This window comes from Novosphingobium sp. 18050, from assembly GCF_902706195.1.
Classification (GTDB): Bacteria; Pseudomonadota; Alphaproteobacteria; order Sphingomonadales; family Sphingomonadaceae; genus Novosphingobium.
The window spans coordinates 1-20,204 of sequence record NZ_CACSJO010000024.1 but is presented as its reverse complement, the minus strand read 5'-3'; the positions used below and the strand labels follow the sequence as shown (position 1 = coordinate 20,204).

Annotated in this window: 13 protein-coding genes; 7 read left to right on the top strand and 6 right to left on the bottom strand. The window is 65.0% G+C overall.

Translation table 11 applies throughout. The features are described 5' to 3' along the window. Positions 1-36: 36 nt before the first annotated feature. Both GVL61_RS19295 and GVL61_RS19290 read right to left on the bottom strand, forming a co-directional pair. Complete coding sequence (locus GVL61_RS19295; RefSeq protein WP_059153028.1) at positions 37-300, bottom strand: hypothetical protein; 264 nt, start codon at positions 298-300, stop codon at positions 37-39. Between the two features lie 203 nt (positions 301-503). Continuing rightward, positions 504-1,118: a TetR/AcrR family transcriptional regulator gene (locus GVL61_RS19290; RefSeq protein ID WP_159982288.1), complete on the bottom strand. Its 615-nt coding sequence runs from the start codon at positions 1,116-1,118 to the stop codon at positions 504-506. A gap of 101 nt (positions 1,119-1,219) precedes the next feature. Here GVL61_RS19290 and GVL61_RS19285 point away from each other — a divergent pair, with 101 nt between their 5' ends. From GVL61_RS19285 to GVL61_RS19265, 5 genes are all read left to right on the top strand, one after another. Beyond that, on the top strand, positions 1,220-2,377 hold the full coding sequence (locus tag GVL61_RS19285) for an efflux RND transporter periplasmic adaptor subunit (protein WP_159982287.1): 1,158 nt from the start codon (positions 1,220-1,222) through the stop codon (positions 2,375-2,377). A gap of 6 nt (positions 2,378-2,383) precedes the next feature. Then, on the top strand, positions 2,384-5,569 hold the full coding sequence (locus tag GVL61_RS19280) for an efflux RND transporter permease subunit (protein ID WP_159982286.1): 3,186 nt from the start codon (positions 2,384-2,386) through the stop codon (positions 5,567-5,569). A gap of 2 nt (positions 5,570-5,571) precedes the next feature. Then, positions 5,572-7,044 (top strand): efflux transporter outer membrane subunit, encoded by a 1,473-nt coding sequence (locus tag GVL61_RS19275; protein WP_200844830.1) that lies wholly within the window; start codon positions 5,572-5,574, stop codon positions 7,042-7,044. Between the two features lie 151 nt (positions 7,045-7,195). Next, the gene (locus GVL61_RS19270; RefSeq protein ID WP_159982285.1) at positions 7,196-7,825 is read left to right on the top strand and encodes a TetR/AcrR family transcriptional regulator; all 630 of its coding nucleotides are present in this window, start codon (positions 7,196-7,198) and stop codon (positions 7,823-7,825) included. Between the two features lie 63 nt (positions 7,826-7,888). Further along, complete coding sequence (locus tag GVL61_RS19265; protein ID WP_159982284.1) at positions 7,889-10,225, top strand: adenosylcobalamin-dependent ribonucleoside-diphosphate reductase; 2,337 nt, start codon at positions 7,889-7,891, stop codon at positions 10,223-10,225. A 41-nt stretch (positions 10,226-10,266) separates the two neighbouring features. Here the strand turns inward: GVL61_RS19265 and treY are convergent, their stop codons facing one another. Genes treY through glgX form a run of 3 tightly spaced genes read right to left on the bottom strand, consistent with a single transcriptional unit; the run spans position 10,267 to position 16,364 of the window. After that, a complete protein-coding gene (gene treY, locus GVL61_RS19260; RefSeq protein ID WP_159982283.1) occupies positions 10,267-12,501 on the bottom strand; it encodes a malto-oligosyltrehalose synthase in 2,235 nt (744 codons plus the stop codon). Between the two features lie 16 nt (positions 12,502-12,517). Then, on the bottom strand, positions 12,518-14,236 hold the full coding sequence (gene treZ / locus GVL61_RS19255; RefSeq protein ID WP_159982282.1) for a malto-oligosyltrehalose trehalohydrolase: 1,719 nt from the start codon (positions 14,234-14,236) through the stop codon (positions 12,518-12,520). Positions 14,237-14,249: 13 nt separating this feature from the next. Beyond that, the gene (glgX, locus tag GVL61_RS19250; protein ID WP_159982281.1) at positions 14,250-16,364 is read right to left on the bottom strand and encodes a glycogen debranching protein GlgX; all 2,115 of its coding nucleotides are present in this window, start codon (positions 16,362-16,364) and stop codon (positions 14,250-14,252) included. Positions 16,365-16,844: 480 nt separating this feature from the next. Here glgX and GVL61_RS19245 point away from each other — a divergent pair, with 480 nt between their 5' ends. Next, the gene (locus tag GVL61_RS19245; RefSeq protein ID WP_159982280.1) at positions 16,845-17,105 is read left to right on the top strand and encodes a hypothetical protein; all 261 of its coding nucleotides are present in this window, start codon (positions 16,845-16,847) and stop codon (positions 17,103-17,105) included. 16 nt (positions 17,106-17,121) lie between these two features. On the opposite strand, the gene GVL61_RS19240 is transcribed toward GVL61_RS19245, so the two are convergent. Beyond that, positions 17,122-17,760 (bottom strand): glutathione S-transferase family protein, encoded by a 639-nt coding sequence (locus tag GVL61_RS19240; RefSeq protein ID WP_159982279.1) that lies wholly within the window; start codon positions 17,758-17,760, stop codon positions 17,122-17,124. 178 nt (positions 17,761-17,938) lie between these two features. Between GVL61_RS19240 and GVL61_RS19235 the strand changes: the two genes are divergently transcribed. Beyond that, positions 17,939-20,204 (top strand): TonB-dependent receptor (locus tag GVL61_RS19235; protein WP_159982278.1); only part of this gene is annotated, 2,266 nt, incomplete at its 3' end.

Below are 20,204 nucleotides of genomic sequence, written 5' to 3'. Positions count from 1 at the left end.
TGCGCGCGCCGGTTTCGACAGGCGCGCTTCGGGTGGTCAGTTTACCCGGCGCCGATGCTTGCCGCCGTACTTCTTACCGCAGAAGTCGTCGAGTTCGCGCATTTCGCTTGCAGCCGCCGCAGCGATGGCCTGGCCGCAGGGAAGGCTGGTCTCGGACGCAGCGATACGGGCCTCCACGCGGTCGCGCAGTTCTTCCATATCCGCGCGAGAGAGCACGTTCTTTTCACGCAGGTAGCAGATCAGGCTCTGCAGAATGATCATTGCCTTATCGCCGGTATCAACGTCACTATTCTCGATCATCATTTTGGCATCCTATCACGAGACCGTATTGTTCGGTCTTCAATGGCATCAGGATGATACGAACAAGCAAGAATGTCCAGACCCCTCAAACGCGCACGATTGTGCCGTTTCCAGCCAGTTGCCGGACTCGAATCGTGTTGCGGCGATGGTGCGGCCCATCCGTTGAACCCGTTGGAGGGATTCGCGCGGCAGGGCGGGCCTTTTCAGCGGCCCAGAGCGGCGATCTCCTGGCGAAGCAGCGAGCCGACATAGCGGTGCAGGGTTGCATGTTCGCGGTAGGGAAACAGTTCCATCCGCGCGACCATCCCCCACGAGATCGACAGGATGAAATCCATCATCGTGCGACGCTGCTGCTGCGTGGTGTCGGGCGCGAGCGAAACGAGCGCGGCCTCCAGGCTGGTGTTGAGACGTTCGTTCACTTTGCGGTTGATTTCCGCGATGATAGGGTTGCGGCCAACCTCCGCAAGCAGGTCGCACATCAGCCGGCGCTCCTCCTTCGTGGGTTCCTCGATGGCGACGCGTTCGATCCAGTCACGGATCGCCTGACTGTCCCTGGCAGCCACCGCGGCCTCAAGAACTTCCTCCTGAAGCCAGCCGGCAAGGTCGGCCTCGCAGATGGCGGCGATGATCGCCTCCTTGTTCGCGAAGTCCCTGTAAATCTGGCCGACAGCGATGCCGGAAGCGTTGGCGATCTGCGCCACACCGGTCTGATGGAACCCTTTCTCAGCAAAAAGGTTACGCGCTATGAGGAGAAGGTGTTGCCGCCGGGCCGCCGACCGTGCGGCGCGCGGTCGGTCGATAGTACAGTTGTTTGTCATTCCCCGTCCCGACTTGCATTGAATGCTGCGACGCAATAAAGAGCGCCCGAATCATGAGTGAACACTCACTCACGCTTTAACTCCTTTGGCGGATAGACTCCATGAAAAAGATCACCCCGGCCCTGGTGCTGCTGCTGTCTGCATGTGGAGGGGGAGGGCAGCAAGCCGCGCCCGCAGGTCCGCCCGAGGTAGGCGTCGTGACCGTGCGCGAGGAAGCCGTGGTCATCAGCACCGAGCTTCCGGGCCGCACCAGTGCTTACGAGACTTCGGACGTTCGTCCGCAGGTCAACGGTTTGATCCTGCAGCGCCTGTTCACCGAAGGTGACCAGGTCACCGCCGGTCAGGCGCTTTATCGCATCGATCCAGCACCTTACGAAGCGCAGGTTGCAAGCGCCCGTGCCGCTCTGGGCCGTGCCCGTGCGGCGATTGCTTCCACCTCCGCCCTTTCGCGGCGCTATAACGAACTGGTGAAGATCAACGCGATTTCGCGTCAGGACGCAGAGAACGCCGTCGTGGCCGCGCAGCAGGCACAGGCGGACGTCGCTGCCCAGCAGGCCGCGCTGCGGACCGCCGAGATCGATCTGGGCCGCACCACCCTGCGCGCGCCGATTTCGGGCCGTATCGGGCGTTCGACCTTCACTACCGGCGCTCTCGTATCGGCTTCGCAGGCCGAGGCCCTGACCACGATTCAGAAGATCGACCCGATCTTCGTCGACATCCAGCAATCCAGCGCTGACGTTCTCAGGCTGCGCCAGCAACTGCTTTCGGGCGAAATCTCACGCGAAGGCGGCGACGCACGCGTGCGCCTGAAGCTGGAGGACGGCAGCGTCTATCCGCAGGAAGGTGTGCTCAAGTTCACCGACGTCAGCGTCGATCCCGCTACCGGCAGCCAGGTCGTGCGGGCGCAGTTCCCCAACTCCGGCGGTCTGCTGCTTCCCGGCATGTATGTGCGCGCCGAATTGGTCGAAGGCACCCGCAGCAACGGCATCCTGATCCCGCAGGTCGCCGTTACACGCGATGAAAAGGGCACCCCGACGGTGCTCGTCGTCGGCGCGCAGGGCAAGGTCGAGGGTCGCAAGATCACCGCACCGCGCACGGTCGGCACCAACTGGCTGGTCACCGGCGGCCTGAAGGCGGGTGAAAAGGTCATCGTCGAAGGCGCGCAGAACGCGCGTCCCGGCGCGGCGGTCAAGGCCGTGGCGGCGAAGGCCGGCGGCAACGCTCCGGCGGCAGGCCAGCAGCCGAAGCAGGGGCAGTAACAGACCATGTCTCGCTATTTCATCGACAGGCCCATCTTCGCATGGGTCATCGCGATCGTGCTGATGATGTTCGGCGCGATCGCGATCCGCAGCCTGCCGATCTCGCAGTTTCCCGAGATCGCGCCGCCAACGGTCACGATCAGCGCCGCCTATCCGGGCGCCGACGCCGAAACGCTTGAGCGCACGACGACGCAGATCATCGAGCAGCAGCTCAAGGGCATCGACAACCTTCGCTACTTCTCGGCCTCGTCCTCTTCGGCGGGCAGGGTCACCATCACCCTGACCTTCGAGCAGGGCACTGACCCCGACATCGCGCAGGTGCAGGTGCAGAACAAGCTGCAGGCGGCGACTTCGCTCCTGCCGCAGGACGTTCAGCGCCAAGGCGTGCAGGTGCAGAAGTCGGCGGCTAGCTTCCTGCTGGTCACCGCCATCTATTCCGAGGACGGCAGCCACAGCTCCACCGACCTTTCCGACTATATCGTCAGCCAGGTCCAGGACCCGGTCAGCCGCATCAACGGCGTCGGCGAACTGCAGATCTTCGGCACTCAGTACGCGATGCGCATCTGGGTCGATCCGCTCAAGCTGCGCAGTTACAACCTGACGATCGCCGATATCAGCACCGCTGTTTCGGCCCAGAACGCACAGGTTTCGGCCGGTCAGCTCGGCCAGCTTCCCTCGTCCAAGGAGCAGCAGCTCAACGTCACCGTATCGGTCCAGTCGCGTCTGCAGACGCCTGAGGAATTCGGTAACATCCGCCTGCGCACCGACCAGGGCGGCGCGATCGTGCGTCTGCGTGACGTAGCGCGCGTCGAACTGGGCGCGGAAACCTACGGCTTCGAAACGCAGTACAACGGCAAGAACTCTTCCGGTTTCGGCGTCAGGCTGGCTTCGGGCGCGAACGCCCTCGACACCGTGGATGCGGTGAAGGCCGAAGTGGAGAAGATCGCCAAGAACTTCCCCGCGGACGTCAAGGTCGCCTTCCCTTACGACTCCACCCCGTTCGTCCGCCTCTCGGTCGAGCAGGTGGTGCACACGCTGGTCGAAGCGGTCGTGCTCGTGTTCCTCGTCATGTTCCTGTTCCTCCAGAACTGGCGTGCTACGATCATTCCGACGATCGCGGTTCCGGTCGTGCTGCTTGGCACGTTCGGCGTGATGTCGATGCTCGGCTATTCCATCAATACATTGACCTTGTTCGGCATGGTGCTGGCGATCGGCCTTCTGGTCGATGACGCCATCGTCGTGGTCGAGAACGTCGAGCGCCTGATCCAGACGGAGCATCTGTCTCCCAAGGAAGCAGCGCGAAAATCCATGGATGAGATCAGCGGCGCGCTGATCGGCATCGGCATGGTGCTTTCGGCGGTGTTCCTGCCGATGGCGTTCTTCGGCGGATCGACCGGCGTCATCTATCGCCAATTCTCGATCACCATCGTGTCTTCGATGGCGCTGTCGGTGATGGTCGCCTTGATCCTGACACCGGCGCTCTGCGCCACGATCCTCAAGCCTCATGACCCCAAGCAGGGGCAGGGCAACGGCCTGTTCGCCCGCTTCTTCCGCTGGTTCAACGACAAGTTCGACCGGGGTACGAAGAAGTATGAAAAGGGCGTCAGCAGCACCGCGCGCAGATGGAAGCGCTCGAGCCTGATCTACCTGGTTATCGCGGGGATCATGGCTCTGGTCTTCTCGCGCCTGCCCGGCGGCTTCCTGCCGGACGAGGACCAGGGCATTATGATTGCGCTTGTCCAGGGCCCTCCGGGCAGCACGCTGCCCCGGACCCAGAAAGGACTGGACCTGGTGCGCGACCACTTCCTCAAAGATGAGAAAGCCAACGTCGAATCCGTCTTCACCATCAACGGCTTCTCCTTCAACGGCCAGGGCCAGAGCGCCGGCATGGCGTTCATCAAGCTGAAGGACTGGGCTGCCCGCAGCGGCGGGGAAAACCACGCTGCCGCGATCGCAGGCCGGTCCATGGGCACGTTCTCGAAATATCGTGACGCGATGATCTTCGCGTTGGTGCCGCCTGCCGTGCAGGAACTGGGCAATGCCACCGGCTTCGACCTGTGGCTGGTCGACGAGACCAACATGGGCCACGAGAAGCTGATTGCCGCGCGCAATCAGATGCTGGGCATGGCCGCTGGCGACAAGCGCGTCGCCCAGGTGCGCCCGGTCAGCCTCGAGGATGCACCGCAGCTCGACATCAAGATCGATCAGGACAAGGCGAGCGCGCTGGGCCTCAATCTCAGTGCGATCAACACGGAAATCTCGTCGGCCTGGGGCGGCGCATATGTGAACGACTTCCTCGATCGCGGCCGTACCAAGCGCGTCTACCTTCAGGCCGACGAGCCCTATCGTCAGGTTCCCGAGGACCTTCAGAACTTCTACGTGCGCGGAACCAGCGGCGAGATGGCACCCTTCGGCGCCTTCTCCACGCTGTCCTGGAAGACCGCCCCGGTCACCCTTACGCGCTACAACGGTCGTCCCGCAGTTCAGCTGCAGGGTGCGCCGGGCCAGGGCCTGAGCACCGGCGGCGCCATGGCGGCGATCACCGAGATGCAGGCGAAACTGCCCCCGGGCACGGGTCTGGAATGGACCGGCCTGTCCTATGAGGAACGCCTCTCCGGCGGTCAGGCGCCGATGCTTTACGCGCTGTCGCTGTTCATCGTGTTCCTCTGCCTTGCCGCGCTGTACGAAAGCTGGTCGGTGCCGATCTCGGTGCTGCTGGTCGTGCCGCTGGGCGTCATCGGTGCGGTCACTGCCGCGTGGATGACGGGGCTCAACAACGACATCTACCTGCAGGTGGGCCTGATAACGACGATCGGTGTCTCGGCGAAGAACGCGATCCTCATCGTCGAGTTTGCAGAGGAGCGCGTGCAGGCGGGCATGAACGCCTTCGATGCGGCGATGGAAGCGGCAAGACTGCGTCTGCGCCCGATCCTGATGACCTCGCTGGCCTTCATCTTCGGCGTGCTGCCGCTGGCGCTCTCCACTGGCGCGGGCGCCGGCGGCCAGAACGCCATCGGACGCGCCGTGGTTGGTGGTATGCTTTCCGCCACGGTCTTCGCGATCTTCTTCGTGCCGATGTTCTTCGTGGTCATCTGCCGCCTGTTCAACCACGGGCAGACCGACCGGCAGAAGCCGGTAACCGAAGACATGCACCGCCCCTCCGAAGACGGCGTCGGGCCGCAGGGATTCTGAACATGACCAAGTCGCTCATCGCCCTGCTCACCGGCACTGCGCTGCTCGCCGGGTGCAACCTTGCACCCAAGTACGAGCGGCCCGCAGGCGCCATCCCGGCCGCCTTGCCCCAAGGCGGGGTCTATCCCGCCGCGGCCACCGATGCCGTAGACGTGTCGCGCATCGGCTGGCGGGACTTCTTCCTCGATCCCCGCCTGCGGCAGGTGATCGAGACGGGTCTCGCCAATAACCGCGATCTGCGGATCGCGGCGGCCAACGTGCTTCAGGCCCGCGCTCAGCTGCGGGTCCAGCGCGCGGATCTGCTGCCGACGGTCAACGCCACCGGCACCGGAACCTTCACCAACAACCTCCAGGGTGCCGGCGGCGCCGGGACTGGAGTCGGTACGGGCACCGGTTCCTCGCAGGACATCGAGATCTACCAGGCCACCATCGGCCTCTCGTCCTTCGAACTGGACCTGTTCGGGCGCGTGCGTAACCTGTCACGCGCGGCGCAGGAGCAGGTATTCGCCAGCGAGGAAGCCCAGCGCTCCACCCGCATCAGCCTGATCGCCGAAATCGCCACGGCCTGGCTGACAATGGCCTCGGACCAGGAACAGCTTCGCCTTTCGCGGGAAACCCTGCGTACATTCGAAGACACCCTGCGCCTCACGCGGGAGCAGTTCCGCATCGGCGTCGGTTCGGAGCTGGAAGTGCGCCAGGCGGACACCAGCTATCAGGGCGCGGTCAGCGACATTGCCGCGCTGGAGGCGACAGTTGCGCTCGACCAGAACGCGTTGAACCTGCTGGTCGGCACCACCGTGGCGCAGGAGCAGCTTCCGGAAGGTCTCGGCGCCGAGCCGGCGACCCGCGATGCGCTGCCGGGCGACGTCAATTCCGACGTGCTGCTGCGCCGTCCCGACGTGCTTCAGGCCGAGCACCTGCTGATCGCCCAGAACGCCAACATCGGCGCCGCGCGCGCCGCGTTCTTCCCGACGATCTCGCTCACCGGTGCGCTCGGTACGCTTGGCCTGGGGCTCTCCGATCTGTTCAAGGACGGTAGCTATACTTATACGGCCAGCCCCAGCGTGGGTCTGCCGCTGTTCGACTTCGGCCGCCGCACCGGCAACCTGAACTACGCAAAGGCGTCGCAGCAGGCTGCCGTCGCGACCTATGAGAAGACGATCCAGACGGCGTTTCGCGAAGTCGCCGATGCCCTTGCCCAGCGCGGCAAGATCGGTGAACGGGTCCGCGCGCAGTCGAGCAGGGCGGAATCGGCGAAAGTGGCGGCGAAGCTGTCTGATGCCCGCTTCCGCGCGGGGGTGGATTCGTTCCTGACCACGCTCGACGCCCAGCGTATCGCCTATGCAGCCGAGCAGCAGCTGGTCACCACTCGGTTTACCCAGGGCGGTAATCTGGTCGAGCTGTATCGCTCGCTTGGCGGCGGTCTCGAAGAGACCGAGACCGTCGGCGCGGCGGGAACCGCTCCGGCCAACTGACCTAGCCTTTCAGGCAATCCAACGCCCGCGCCAGCCGTGACGAACGGCCGGCGCGGGCGTTTTTCGTCCGGTCACGGCGTAGTGTTACGGACCTGTTGAAATTAATCAATATGCGTTGATTAAATCCAAGGCGTCGCTTAGCATCCCGGTCATGCAAGTACCTGTAATCAAGCGCAGCCGTGGTCGCCCTCGCAAGGAGGATGCACCCCACCCGACCGGAGTCCTGCAGGCGGCACTGCGCGCCTTTGCCCAGCATGGCTATGCCGGCGTCAGCCTGCGCAACATCTCGCAGGAGGCCGGCGTCGATGCGGCGCTGATCGTGCGGCGCTACGACGGCAAGTTCGGGCTTTGGCGGGCGGTCGTCGATGAGGTTTCGGCCGGGTTGAAGGACGCCTACCTTCCTGCGGCGGATGGAGCCGAGACTTCCATCGAGGCGCGGCTCCATGCCACCATCGAGCGCTTCGTGCTTTTCAGCCTCGAAATGCCCGATCTCGGCCGCTTCTTCGCCGACGAAATCTCCCGCCCGGGCGAGCGGCGCAACTACGTGATCGAGCATATCTGGAACCTCAATGACGAAGCGCTGCTGCCGCTGTTGCGCGAAGCGGAAGCCGCAGGCATCCTGCCGCCGGAATGTGACGCAGAGACATTTCTCACGATGTTGATCGGGGCCGTCGCGATGCCCTTGATGATGCGGTCCGTGGCTTTGCCCTGGATCAATTCGGAAGAGGGCAAGGCGGCCTACATGCGCAATGCGCTATCGCTTTTCAGGCCGCGTGCCTGACACCGACTTTGGGATTTTTCTGCCCTCATGGGCTCAACCAGCAAAACGGACAGACGACCTCCGATGACCGGAACCGACAGCCAAGGCCCTCTCGACCAGCCCGTAACCGTGCATATCTGGCGCGAGAAATATCGGCATGGGCAGGAGGCCACGCCGTCCGACACGTTCCGCCGTGTCATCGCCGGGGTCTATGCGAAGGACACGGCGCACGCCGCATTGGCGCTGGCCGCGTTGGAAGCGCGTGACTGGGTGCCCGGCGGGCGCATCTTTGCAGGGGCAGGTACGGCCAAGCGGGTGACGTGGATCAACTGTTTCGTCAGCCCGACAATCCAGGATTCGATGGACACCGAGCCGGGTCAGCCGGGCGTGGGCATCATGCCTGCGCTCAGCGTGGCGGCCTTTACCCAGCAGCAGGGCGGCGGCATCGGCATGGACTTCGGCACGATCCGCCCCGACGGCGCGCTGGTCGGGCGTACCGGATCGGTATCGTCGGGCGTGATCCCGTTCATGGCGATGTGGGACGGCATGTGCGTGACCATTCGTTCCAGCGGATCGCGGCGCGGTGCGATGATGGGCGTGCTGCCCGTATGGCACCCCGATGTGCTGGCTTTCGTAACCGCCAAGACGCGCAAGGATTTCCTGAAGAACTTCAACGTCTCGGTGACGATAACCGACGATTTCATGGCGGCATTGGAACAGGGGCGGCACTGGGACCTCGGCTTTGCCGTGCCGCGCGCCGATGGCAAGCACGTCGAGGTGCTGGAGAAGGACGGGGCGCCCTGGTATGTCTACCATAGGCTGCCGGCGGCGGAACTGTTCGACCTCATCACCCGCACGACTTACGATTTTGCCGAACCCGGCGTCATCTTCATCGACCGGGTGAACGCGCTCAACAACCTCAACTACTGCGAAACCATCGCCGCAACCAACCCATGCGGCGAGCAGCCGCTGCCGCCCAATGGCGATTGCGATCTTGGCCACGTCAATCTGGCGAACATGGTGCTCGATCCCTTCACCGACGCTGCGCGGGTTGACTGGGACCGGCTGAAGGCCGCCGTGGCGACGGGCGTGCGCTTCCTCGACAATGTGCTCGACACCTCGCCCTTCCCCACCCCCGAACAGCGCGAGGAAGCGCTGGCGAAGCGGCGCATCGGGCTTGGCTATACCGGCCTTGGCAACCTGCTGCAGCAGATGCGGGTGCGCTACGGCGCGGGCGCGGTGCCGCTAGTGGAACAGTTGGGCGAGGCGATCGCGGTAGCGGCCTACCGTACCTCGGTGGAACTCGCACAGGAACGCGGCGTCTTCCCGGCCTATGATGCCAAGGCCTTCGCGCGCGCACCGTTTCTGGCCAAGCTGCCGCAGGACCTGCGCGATGAGATCGCCGCTCACGGCATCCGCAACGGCGTATTGCTGACGCTGGCGCCGACCGGCACGACCTCGATCTTCTACGGCAATGTCAGTTCGGGCGTAGAGCCGACTTTCAGCTGGCACTACAACCGCGCTGTGGTGGTGGAGCAGAACGCGACGGAGCAAAAGACCGAACAGTTCGAGGTCGAGGATTATGGCTGGTTCCTCTACAGCCGCCTGCCCGGTTTCGATCCGGCGGCGCCTTTGCCGGACTACATGGTCAGCGCGCTGGAACTTTCAGTGGAGGACCATATCGCGGTTGCCGCAGCCGCGCAGCGGTGGGTGGATGCGGCCATTTCCAAGACCATCAACTGCCCGGCTACCATGAGCTACGCGGCATTCCGCGAGGTCTACCTCACCGCCTACCGGATGGGCATGAAGGGCTGCACGACTTACCGCCCCAGCGGCGTGCGCGGCTCGGTCCTTTCGGTTGCCGAAGCGGCTCCTGCTGCAGCGACGCCCGCCACGCCCGAGGAGCAGGCGATCCTGAAGCGGCCGGAAATCCTGTCCGGCAAGACGATCAAGATCAAATGGCCGGTCGACGGCGAGAACTACTACCTCACCATCAACGACTACGTGCACGGCGACGGGCGGCGGGTGCCGTTCGAAATCTTCATTTCGACCAGCTCGGTGGAGAATTTCGAGGCGATGGCGGCGCTGACCCGCACACTCTCCGCCGCGTGCCGGCGCGGGGATGCGACCTTCCTGTTCGAGGAACTGGAGCGGGTCCACTCCCCCAAGGGCGGCACGTTCGTGAGGCTGGAGGGCGAAAAGAAGGGGCGCTATGCCCCAAGCCTCATTGCGCTGATGGGGCGCATCCTTCGTATGCATTCCGCACCGCAGCAGGAGCTGTTCGATGATCCTGCCCCCGTGGTCGGAACGGCTAGCGCGGAAGAGAACGGCGAGGAATGCCCCAACTGCAAGCGCGATACCGCCCACCGCATCGAAGGGTGCCTGACCTGCTTCCAATGCGGTTTCAGTAAATGCGGCTGAGCGGGTTTCTGTTCAGACTGTAGAGCGCGCGGGGCAACCGATCAGGCGGACTGATCGGCGAGCCTTGGACCCGGCGCGGCCTGTTTCACCGGGATCGGGATGGCGAATGTGAACTTTTCGCCGTCCCATCCGCGTTCGACCAGCAGCGCGTTGTCGGCGGCGACCAGTCGGTAGCTGCCTTGCGCGAAAAGACGCGGCGCGGCGCGGCGCCGGGCGAGGAGTTCGCGGGTCAGCACCAGCTTGCGGGCGGAAAGGCTGGTGTCATCTTCGTCCATAGTCTCGAGCCCGTTCCAGTCGACAGGGCGGCGGTTGTCGGGGTCGGTGAGAGCGATGGCGAGGCCTTCGGTGCCCTGATAGATGTCGGGCACGCCGGGCGCGGTGAGTTGCAGGGCGACTTGGGCAAGCACGACCGTCTCCACAGCCGCGTCGAACGACGCGGCAAATTCCGCAGACATCAAAGTGCCGTCGCACAGGTCGTTCAGCAGCGAACGGGCAAGAGCGGTGACGGCGGCTTCGGCGGTCTCGTCGGGGGCTTCGTGGCGGGACAGTTCCTTGCCCTCGCGCATGGCCTTGGCGATGTGGGCGGCAAGGCGCTCGTTGGCGTCAGGCTGGCCGCGCAGGATCAGCGCGGTTTGCAGGGCGTAGATGCCCCAACCTTCCGGCAGGCCGAGGTTAAGGGCAGCTTCCCGGGCTTCGATGTAAAGGTCCCGTGCCGCTTGCGGAAAGTGGCTGAGGGCGATCAGCACCGCGCGCGCATCGGCGGAGCGCTTGGTGTCATGGGTGGAAAGGGTATCGAGGGCGAGCGGCGTCCGGGCCGCGCGCATCGCCATGACTTCCTCGAACCCTTCATGGTCGAACGGGTCGAGGTCGGGCTCGGCACCGACTTCGCACAGGGGCAGGAAGGCGACGCTGCGGAAGAACACCGTGTCTTCTTCGGACTTGGCGGTGAGGGCGCCGGTCAACTGTTCGAATCGCGCGCCGAAAGCGCGGGCGAGCGGGTCGTCGGGTGCGCGCAGCAGGTCCAGCAGGCGGGCTGCACCCGCTTGAGTGCCCGTTGCCGCCACGGCCTCGGCGATCTGCGGGGACAGGGGGCACAGGTCTGCGGCGTAGGAGCGGTAGACGGGCCAGGCCGTCGCCAGCCGCACGACGGCGTCCATCAGCGCGGGCCGGAAATCCACGTCGGCTGACAGTGCAGCCATGGCGGCGTCGGTGACTCGCTCCAGTTCGGGCGTGAAGACCTGTTCCAGCAGTTCTCCGCGCACCTTGCGCACTTCCTGCGCGGTGGAGGGCGGCACCGCCCCGTCCGCCGCATCGCGCATGGCGGCAAGACCGTCGGGATCGGTCAGAAGGCGGGTGACCGGGCTCATGAACTCATAGCCGCTCATGCCCTCGATCGGCCAGTTTGCGGGGATCTCTTCGCCGGGTTTGACGATCTTTTCGATCCAGATCGGGGTGTCGCCCACGGCCTCGCGCAGGCGGTGGAGATAGCCGCCGGGGCGAGCGAGCCCGTCGATGTGATCGACCCGCAGCCCCTGCACCCGGCCGGCCGCGACAGCGTCGATGATCCATCGGTGGGTGAGAGTGAAGACTTCCGTGTCTTCCTGCCGCACGCCGATGAGGTCGGTGATATTGAAGAAGCGGCGGTGGACGATACGATCGGCGCTTTTGCGCCAGTCACCCAGCGACCAGTGTTGTTCTGTCAGCAGGGCATCGAGCGCGGGGTCGTCCAACTCACCCGCAGCCTGCGCCAGGCGCTGGGTGAGCGGCGTCAGGCGCAGGGGATATTCGCGGTCGTAGATGCGCAGCTTCGGATCGTCCTCGCTACCCGCAAGCGCGATCTGCCCCGCTGCGCGCACTTCGGCCACGGTGCCGTCCAGGACCGGAAAGTGTATCGGACCTTTCTCCCAATCGATGTCGAACACGCTGGCGAAGCGGCTATCCGCTCCATGGCGCAGGACATCGGCGAGGAACGGGTTCTCGGGCGTGAACGCCATGTGGTTTGGCACGATATCGATCACGATGCCGATGCCGATCCGCTGGGCGGCCTCGCTCAGTGCCGTGAAGGCTTCCTCACCGCCCAACACGGGGTCGATGCGGGTGGGATCGATCACGTCGTAGCCGTGGGTGGAGCCGGTGGCGGCGTGGAACGGCGGGGAGAGGTAGAGGTGGCTCACCCCCAGTTCGGCCAGCCACGGCAGCAGCGCGCGCGCGCGGTCGAGGTCGACGCCGCAGCGCAGCTGGAGGCGGTAGGTGGCGACGGGTACGGCTGGCGGCATCGAGGTCACTCCCGTCTCACAAGGCCGTCACGGCGGCAGAGAATGCAAAGGGGCTGGATGGATCGGACAGTTGCAGGATCGGCGCAGGGTGCGGTTTGAAATCGGTGCCTTCACCGGCTCCCAGCCGCGCGCGCACGAGCAGGGCGGTCGGCCCGAAGGCCCACTGCGCCTCGATCTGCGGTCCGGTGCGGTACACGGCGGCGACCGGGTTCGGGTTCTGCGCCAGCAGCGGGGCGACATGTTCGGCGCGCAGGGTCAGCAGACCGTGGATAAACTGTTCGTGTTCCCACTGCTCGGGACGGTCCGGCTCGCCGATCTTCGAGGCGAGGAAGGTTTCGCGCGCGATCGGATCTGGCACTTCGCCGCCGAAGCTGGCGAACCCGGCGAATTCCTCCGCGCGGCCCTTGCGTACGGCCTCGGCAAGGTCGCCCGAGAAATCGGCGAAGAACTGGAACGGGGCCGAGGTCAGGAACTCGTCGCCCATGAACAGCATCGGCACGAACGGGGAAAGCAGCGTCAGCGCGGTGACCACGCGCAGGGCGTGCTTGTCCGGGGCCAGCTGGTGCAGACGCTCGCCCCTGGCGCGGTTACCGACCTGATCGTGGTTGCCGAGGAAGTTGACGAAAGCAGTGCGCGGCAGGTGTCCGCAGGGTTCTCCGCGCGGTTTGCCGTTGCGGCTGGTCTGCCCCTGCTCGACGTAACCGTCTGCGAGGGCGGCGGCGATGTCGCCGATGGGGTTCACGGCGAAGGAGGCGTAGTAACTCTCGTCCTCGCCGGTCAGCAGGCAATGGACGGCATGGTGCCAGTCGTCGTTCCACGTCGCGTCGAAAGGCGCTTCCGGGGTGAAATAGCGCGCGAGGTTGCGCTCGTCCTCGGTGATAAGGTGGACGGGCCGGCCGGCCACATGGCTGCGGATGCGGTCGCCCAGCTCATCGAGGAAGTGCTTGGCCGAGTGGTCCTCAATGGCGTGGACGGCGTCGAGGCGCAGGCCGTCGAAGCGGTATTCGTCCAGCCAGTGCAGGGCGTTGGCGATGAAGAATTCGCGCACGGCGGGGGTTTCGAAGGCAATGCCCTGTCCCCACGGAGAGGGGCGACCTTCATGGAAGAAGGCGGGGTTCCACGCCGCGAGGTAGTTCCCGGACGGGCCGAAGTGATTGTAGACCACGTCGAGCAGGACACCCATGCCCTGTCCGTGCGCCGCGTCCACCAGCGCGCGCAGATCGTCGGGTGTGCCGTAGGCAGGGTGCGGCGCGTAAGGAAGCACACCGTCGTAGCCCCAGCCATGCGCCCCGTCGAACTGGCCCACGGGCATCAACTCGATCATGGTGATGCCAAGATCGCGCAGGCGCGGCAGGTGGTCGATGGCGGCGGCGAAAGTACCTTCCGCAGTGAAGGTGCCGATGTGCAGTTCGTAGATGACCGCCTCGTGCCACGGCAGGCCGGGCCATTCCTGCTGCCATACGAAGCGCGACGGATCGACGAGGCGCGAGGGACCGTGGACATCGCCGGTCTGGGCGCGGGCGGCCGGGTCGGGATAGGCGCCGCCGTCGACCACCCAGCGATAGGCGTCGTCCGCCTGCGCCTTGGTATCGAGCTGCCACCATCCATCGCCGGCAGGCCGGGCCGCCAGGACCGACGCGCCTAGCTCTATGGCGACGCGTCTGGCGTCCGGTGCCCAGAGGCCGAAGCGCCATCGGTCGCCGTCGATTGGGGCCGCGCCCCATGCTTTGGTCATGTCCTCGCCCCGCTCAGACGGGACGGAACAGGCAGAGGCTGGCGGGCGAAATCGCCGCCGTCTCGCCGGGGATCGCCTCGGACGTGAAGGGATCGTCGCGGGCGGTATCCAGTACCCGAACCCAGCGATCCGCGCCGTTGCCGCTGGGCAGCACGAAGTCCAGTTCGTCGCCCGCGTTGAGCACGGCGAACAGCGGCCGTCCGCCGTCTAGGAAGACCTCACGCGCGGAATAGTCGATCATCATGCCCAGCACGCGCAGCCCCTCCTGGTTCCATAACTCCTGGTCCATCGGCCGGCCGTCGGGCTGGAACCATGCGATTTCGACGCGCTCGTTGTCGCTGGCGTCGCCTTGCAGGAAGTTCTCCTGGCTGAGCACCGGAAACTGGTGGCGCAGCGCGATCATGTTCGTGCAGAATTCGAGGAATTCGTCGTCGCGCGCGCTCCAGTCGACCCATCCGAGTTCATTGTCCTGGCAGTAGACGTTGTTGTTGCCCTTCTGGCTGTTGCCGATCTCGTCGCCGGAAAGGAGCATCGGCACGCCTTGGCTGACCAGCAGCGTCGCCACCATCGCGCGGCGGCGGCGGGCGCGGGCGGCAATGATGCCTTCATCGTCCGTCGGACCTTCCGCGCCCATGTCGTCGGAGATGTTGTTGTCGTGCCCGTCGGCACCGCCTTCGCCGTTCGCCTCGTTGTGCTTGTCGTTGTAGGATACGGTGTCCATCAGCGTGAAACCGTCATGCGCGGCGAGGAAATTGATCGAGCTGGTCGCGCCCCGGTCGGAGTGGTTGAACTGGACCGGAGAGCCGATCAGGTGTTGGGCGATATCTCCCACCTGACCTTCGTCGCCGCGCCAGAAGCTGCGGGTGGTGTCGCGGAACTTGTCGTTCCATTCGCGGAACGGGTGGGGGAAGCCGCCCACCTGATAGCCGCCGAGCCCCACGTCCCATGGCTCGGCGATAAGCTTCACGCCGGCGAGGATCGGGTCCTGCCGGATCGCGTCGAAGAATCCACCCTCGCGGTCGAAACCCGCCGCCTCGCGGCCCAAGGTGGAGGCCAGGTCGAAGCGGAAGCCGTCGACATGCATCACCTGCACCCAGTACCGCAGGGAATCGAGGACCATGCGCATGACCATCGGATGGGCTACCTGCAGCGTGTTGCCGGTGCCGGTGGTGTCGAAGCTGTAGCGCGGGTTCTCGGGGCTCAGCAGGTAGTAGCTGGCGTTGTCGAGGCCGCGGAAGCACAGCGTCGGGCCTTTTTCCGAACCTTCGGCGGTGTGGTTGTAGACCACGTCCATGATGACCTCGATCCCGGCCTTGTGGAACCGCTTCACCATGTCCTTGAACTGCTTGATCGCGCGCGGGGCGACGTCGCCCGAGCGCAGGAAGCGCGGTTCGGGTGCGAAGAAGCCCAGGGTCTGGTAGCCCCAGTAGTTCGACAGCCCCTTATCCAGCAGCATCCGGTCGTCGAGGAAGAACTGGCAGGGCAGCAGTTCGATCGCGGTGACGCCCAGCTTGCGCAAGTGGTGGAGGATCGGCTCGCTGGCCATGCCCTCGTATGTGCCGCGCAAGGCTTCGGGCACGTCGGGGTGCTGCATGGTAAGGCCGCGTACATGGGCTTCGTAGACTACGGTTTCGGTCCAGGGGCGGGCCAGGGTCTGGTCGCCTTCCCAGTCGAAATCGGGGTCCTGCACTACGCTCTTCACCATGAACGGGGCGGAATCGCGCTCGTCGAACGTGGTGTCGTCGCCGGTTGTGAGGTCGTAGCTCCACAGGGCATCGTCCCAGCGGACCGCGCCCGAGACTTCGCGAGCATAAGGGTCGAGCAGCAGCTTGTTGGGGTTGAAGCGGTGGCCGCGCTCGGGCTCGTAGGGGCCGTGGGCGCGAAAGCCATAGAGCTGCCCGGGCCGTACCCGCGGAACATAGCCGGTGAACACCGATCCCTCGCGCGAGGGCAGTTCCATGCGTGAGACTTCCTGCGCCCCGTCATCGCTGAACAGGCACAGTTCCATAGCCTCGGCATTTTCGGAAAAGACTGCGAAATGCGTGCCTTGGCCGGTATATTCGGCGCCAAGTTCGTGGATCAGGCGCTCTGGCTTGGCGAAGGAAAATTCGGCGGACCCCTGCGACATCGCGACACTCCAGATGGTAAGGGCGCAGGGTGGGGGCATGGCTGCTAAACATGCCGATAGTGCCCGGAAACCTGCAATTCCCGTGATGCTGCAACTGCTAACTCGCATGCGGGCCGGGCGTTCCCGCCGGGCCGGTGCGAGTATGCGCCAGAATTGGGTTTTGGCCCAGCACCATTGGGATTTGGCTTCACTGCGAGCGGCTAATCATACGTCGGGAAGCGGAGCATCCAGGCATAACAAATATATTGCCGCTGCCGAATCGGGGCTTGTACCCGCCCTGTCTACCATCTGCATCGGCGTCCCGGCATCGGGAAGGGGCGAGTGAGGGGCGACCAAGCGCTCCTGAAACCGGGGCTGGTAGGCACCTCTGGGGGCATCCGCAGAAAAACCCGGGGGCTGAAGCCCATGCTCCGTAGAATTACGGATGCAACTCTGGCCGAACTGGCGCATTTTATTGCTATCCAGAGAAGGGGACGGCACATGGCAAGCGAATGCATCGCCTATCGCGATTCCAAGGGTGGACTCCATAGCAGCGCTGAACGGGCTACGTTGGAGGATCTTGCCGGCGTCCTCGGGCGGGTCGGCGAAGAAGGGGGTATGACCGGAGGCGTGGCCCGCATGATCTTCGACAAGCGCGACGAGATCGAGCGGGTGTTCGCCGAACACGACGCCCTGGTCGCTTCGGCGTCCAAGCACGACGATATCGAGCCGGGCGTGCAGACGATCCGCGCCGTTACGTAAGGCGCGGATCGCCCTCTCAGACGTATTTGTAGGGACCGCCGCTGGCCAGCGCGGCCTGGTAGGCAGGGCGCGCGTGGATCTTTTCGAGCCATGCTGTCGTCGCGGGCCGGGAGCCGTCCAGACCGCCGCGATCACGCGCAGCTTCCAGGGGGAAACTCATCATGATGTCAGCGGCGGTGAAGGTATCTCCTGCAAACCAGGGCCGGGCGGAAAGCTCGCTTTCCACGAAATTGAGGTGCACGTCGATCATCGGTTGCAGCCGCCTCTGCGCGGTCTTGCCGAGGAGGGGGATTCTGCCCAGCACCAGCTTGATGAGCAGCGGCGGCATCAGCGAACCTTCTGCATAATGCAGGAAATGGCGATAGTGGAGCGCCTCCTGCCGTTCATTCGGAGGACCCAGCGTGCCGCCGGCCTTTTCTACCAGATATTCGATGATCGCCCCGGTTTCGGCGACTGTAAGCGGCTCGCCTGCGTCATCCCCGTCGACGATGACGGGTGATTTGCCGAGGGGATGTACCGCGCGCAGTTCAGGCGGCGCGAGCATCGTTTCCTTGTTCCGTTCGTACCGGGTGACCTTGTAGGGCATCCCCAGCTCTTCGAGCATCCACAGGATGCGCTGCGACCGCGAATTTTCGAGGTGGTGGACGGTGAGCAACGTTTAATCCCTTCCCGTGAGGCATGCGATTGTTCCTTGTCGACAAGGGACGAAGTCGCGGAATGTTGCTTCTGGCTTCGATTTCCCGTCGCGGCCTTCACGACGCGCCGCGAGGCCAATACAATTTCTTACCATTTGCGGCTACTTTGTGAGCCCTTGTCATCATAGCCGGGAGATCATGAGGAACACGCTCCCCCTCCGGTCCGGCTCCGGCCTGCTATGCATCCTGCTCGCGTCGACGGCGATATCGGGGGAAGCGGTAGCGCAGAAAACCGCCGCCGCGCCGATTTCGGCAAAAAAGGCGCCGGTTGTCGAAGCGTCGGCCGAGGATGAAATCATCGTCACCGGGCAGGCCGTGCCGGGCGCTGTAATCGGCGATGTACCGCCGGAAAACCAGATCAGGCAGGCGGAGATCGCCTCTTACGGTGTCGATTCGGTCAGCGATCTCCTTGCCGAGCTGGCCGACCAGACCACGAGCATCGCAGGGCGCGATGCGTCGAGCGGGCCGGTCGTGCTGGTCAACGGGAAGCGCGTCTCGGGTGTCAACGAGGTGGGCGACCTGCCGGTGGAATCGGTTCTGCGGGTGGATATCCTGCCCGAGGAAGTGGCCATCAAGTACGGCTACGATGCGCAGGCGAAAGTGGTGAACATCATCCTCAAACGCCGCTTCAAGTCGCGCGTCGCCAACCTTGGCGGCGGCATGGCGGCGCAGGGCGGGGGCGGACAGGGATCGGGCGCTTTCACGTACACGCAGATCCACGACAACGACCGGCTGAACCTGACCGGCAAGGTCGATACCCAGGCCGCAATCCTGGAAAGCGATCGGGGCATCGCCGCCGATCCCGCCAGCGGCGTGACTCCCGCAGGCGGCATCGCCGATGAGACTGCCAATCGCACACTGCAGGCATCGACCCGCAACTATGCGCTGGGCGCCGGCCTCGCGCACGAACTGAGCGCCACTTCCAACGCCTCGTTCAACCTGAAGGGCACATACGCGACCAGCCGCGGGCTGGACGGACTGGCCACCGGCGACCTGACGATCCCGGCCGACAATCCCTACTCGGACGGCACCGAAACGCCTCTGAAACGCTATCTGTCGACCGATCCGCTGCGCAAGGCGACCAATTCGGGCAGTGTCTCGGCGGGCGGTACGCTGAACGTCGACCTGTCCACGCGCTGGAAACTGTCTGTCATCGGCAGCTACGCGCATTCGCAGTCGGAAACCCGGTCGGACAACGGGTACGATATCAGCGCACTACAGGCTGCGCTGGACGGCGGTAACACCGCCGTCGATCCCTATGCCACGCTATCTGGCGCCCTGCTGGGCAACATGGTCACCAACCGCGCCAATGCAAACAGCGATACCGGCAGTGCCAGCGTGTTGCTGTTCGGCAAGCTGCTGAAGCTTCCCGCAGGCGACCTTGGCGTAAGCCTGAAGCTGGGCGGCGATTTCACCGCGCAGTCCTCGACCACGGTGCGCGACGGGTTGACCAGCAGCGGCGACGCCAACCGCACCAACGGCAGCGCCAGGCTCAGTGTCGATGTGCCGCTGACCAGCCGCAGTAAGGGCGTGCTGGGGGGCATCGGCACGATCAGCCTGAACCTCAACGGCGGGATCACGCAAGTTTCGGATTATGGAACGCTGGGTACTTTCGGCTACGGGGTGAACTGGGCACCGGTTACCGGGGTGAGCGTGATTGCGTCGGTCAATCAGGACCGCAGCGCCCCCACCGTGGCGCAGCTCGGCAATCCGGTGACCATCAGCAGCAACCAGCGGGTCTACGATTACGTCACCGGCCAGACCGTACTGGTGACCAGCGTGACGGGAGGCAATGCCGGCCTCAAGTCTGACGATCGCCACGTCTTCCGGCTGGGCGTCAACGCCAAGCTGACGAGCGAACCGAAGCTCAACTTCACCGCCAGCTATGTCGACAGCCGCAACCGCAACGCGGTGATGAGCCTGGGCGGGGTGACCGCAGCGGTCGAGGACGCCTTCCCCGACCGCTTCATGCGCGATGCCGGGGGCACGCTGGTGGAAGTCGATGCCCGGCCGGTGAACATCTATCGCCAGCGCACCGAGCAGCTGCGCTGGGGCTTCAATTTCTCGGCGCAGCTGCGCAAGGCCAAGCGGCCCGAGCGGCGGTCCCAGTGGCGTTCATCGCCGGGCGCCGGAGAGGAACGGACGGGTCCGGGCCGATGGGGGCCTCAGGGGCAAGAAACGCACGAGCCGGGCGGGGAGGCAAAAGGCCTGGCGCAGCTTCCCGAGCAACAGGGCGGCCAGCAGGGCGAAGGCAACGAGATCACCGTCAACGGCAGCCGCGAGGACCGCGGCCCCGATGGCGCTTTCCCCGGCGGTCCGCCGCCTGACGGATTTGGCCCGCCTCCGGGCGACGGCCCTCCGCCCGACGGCTTCGGCCCTCCTCCCGGCGGCGGCCCCGAAGGAA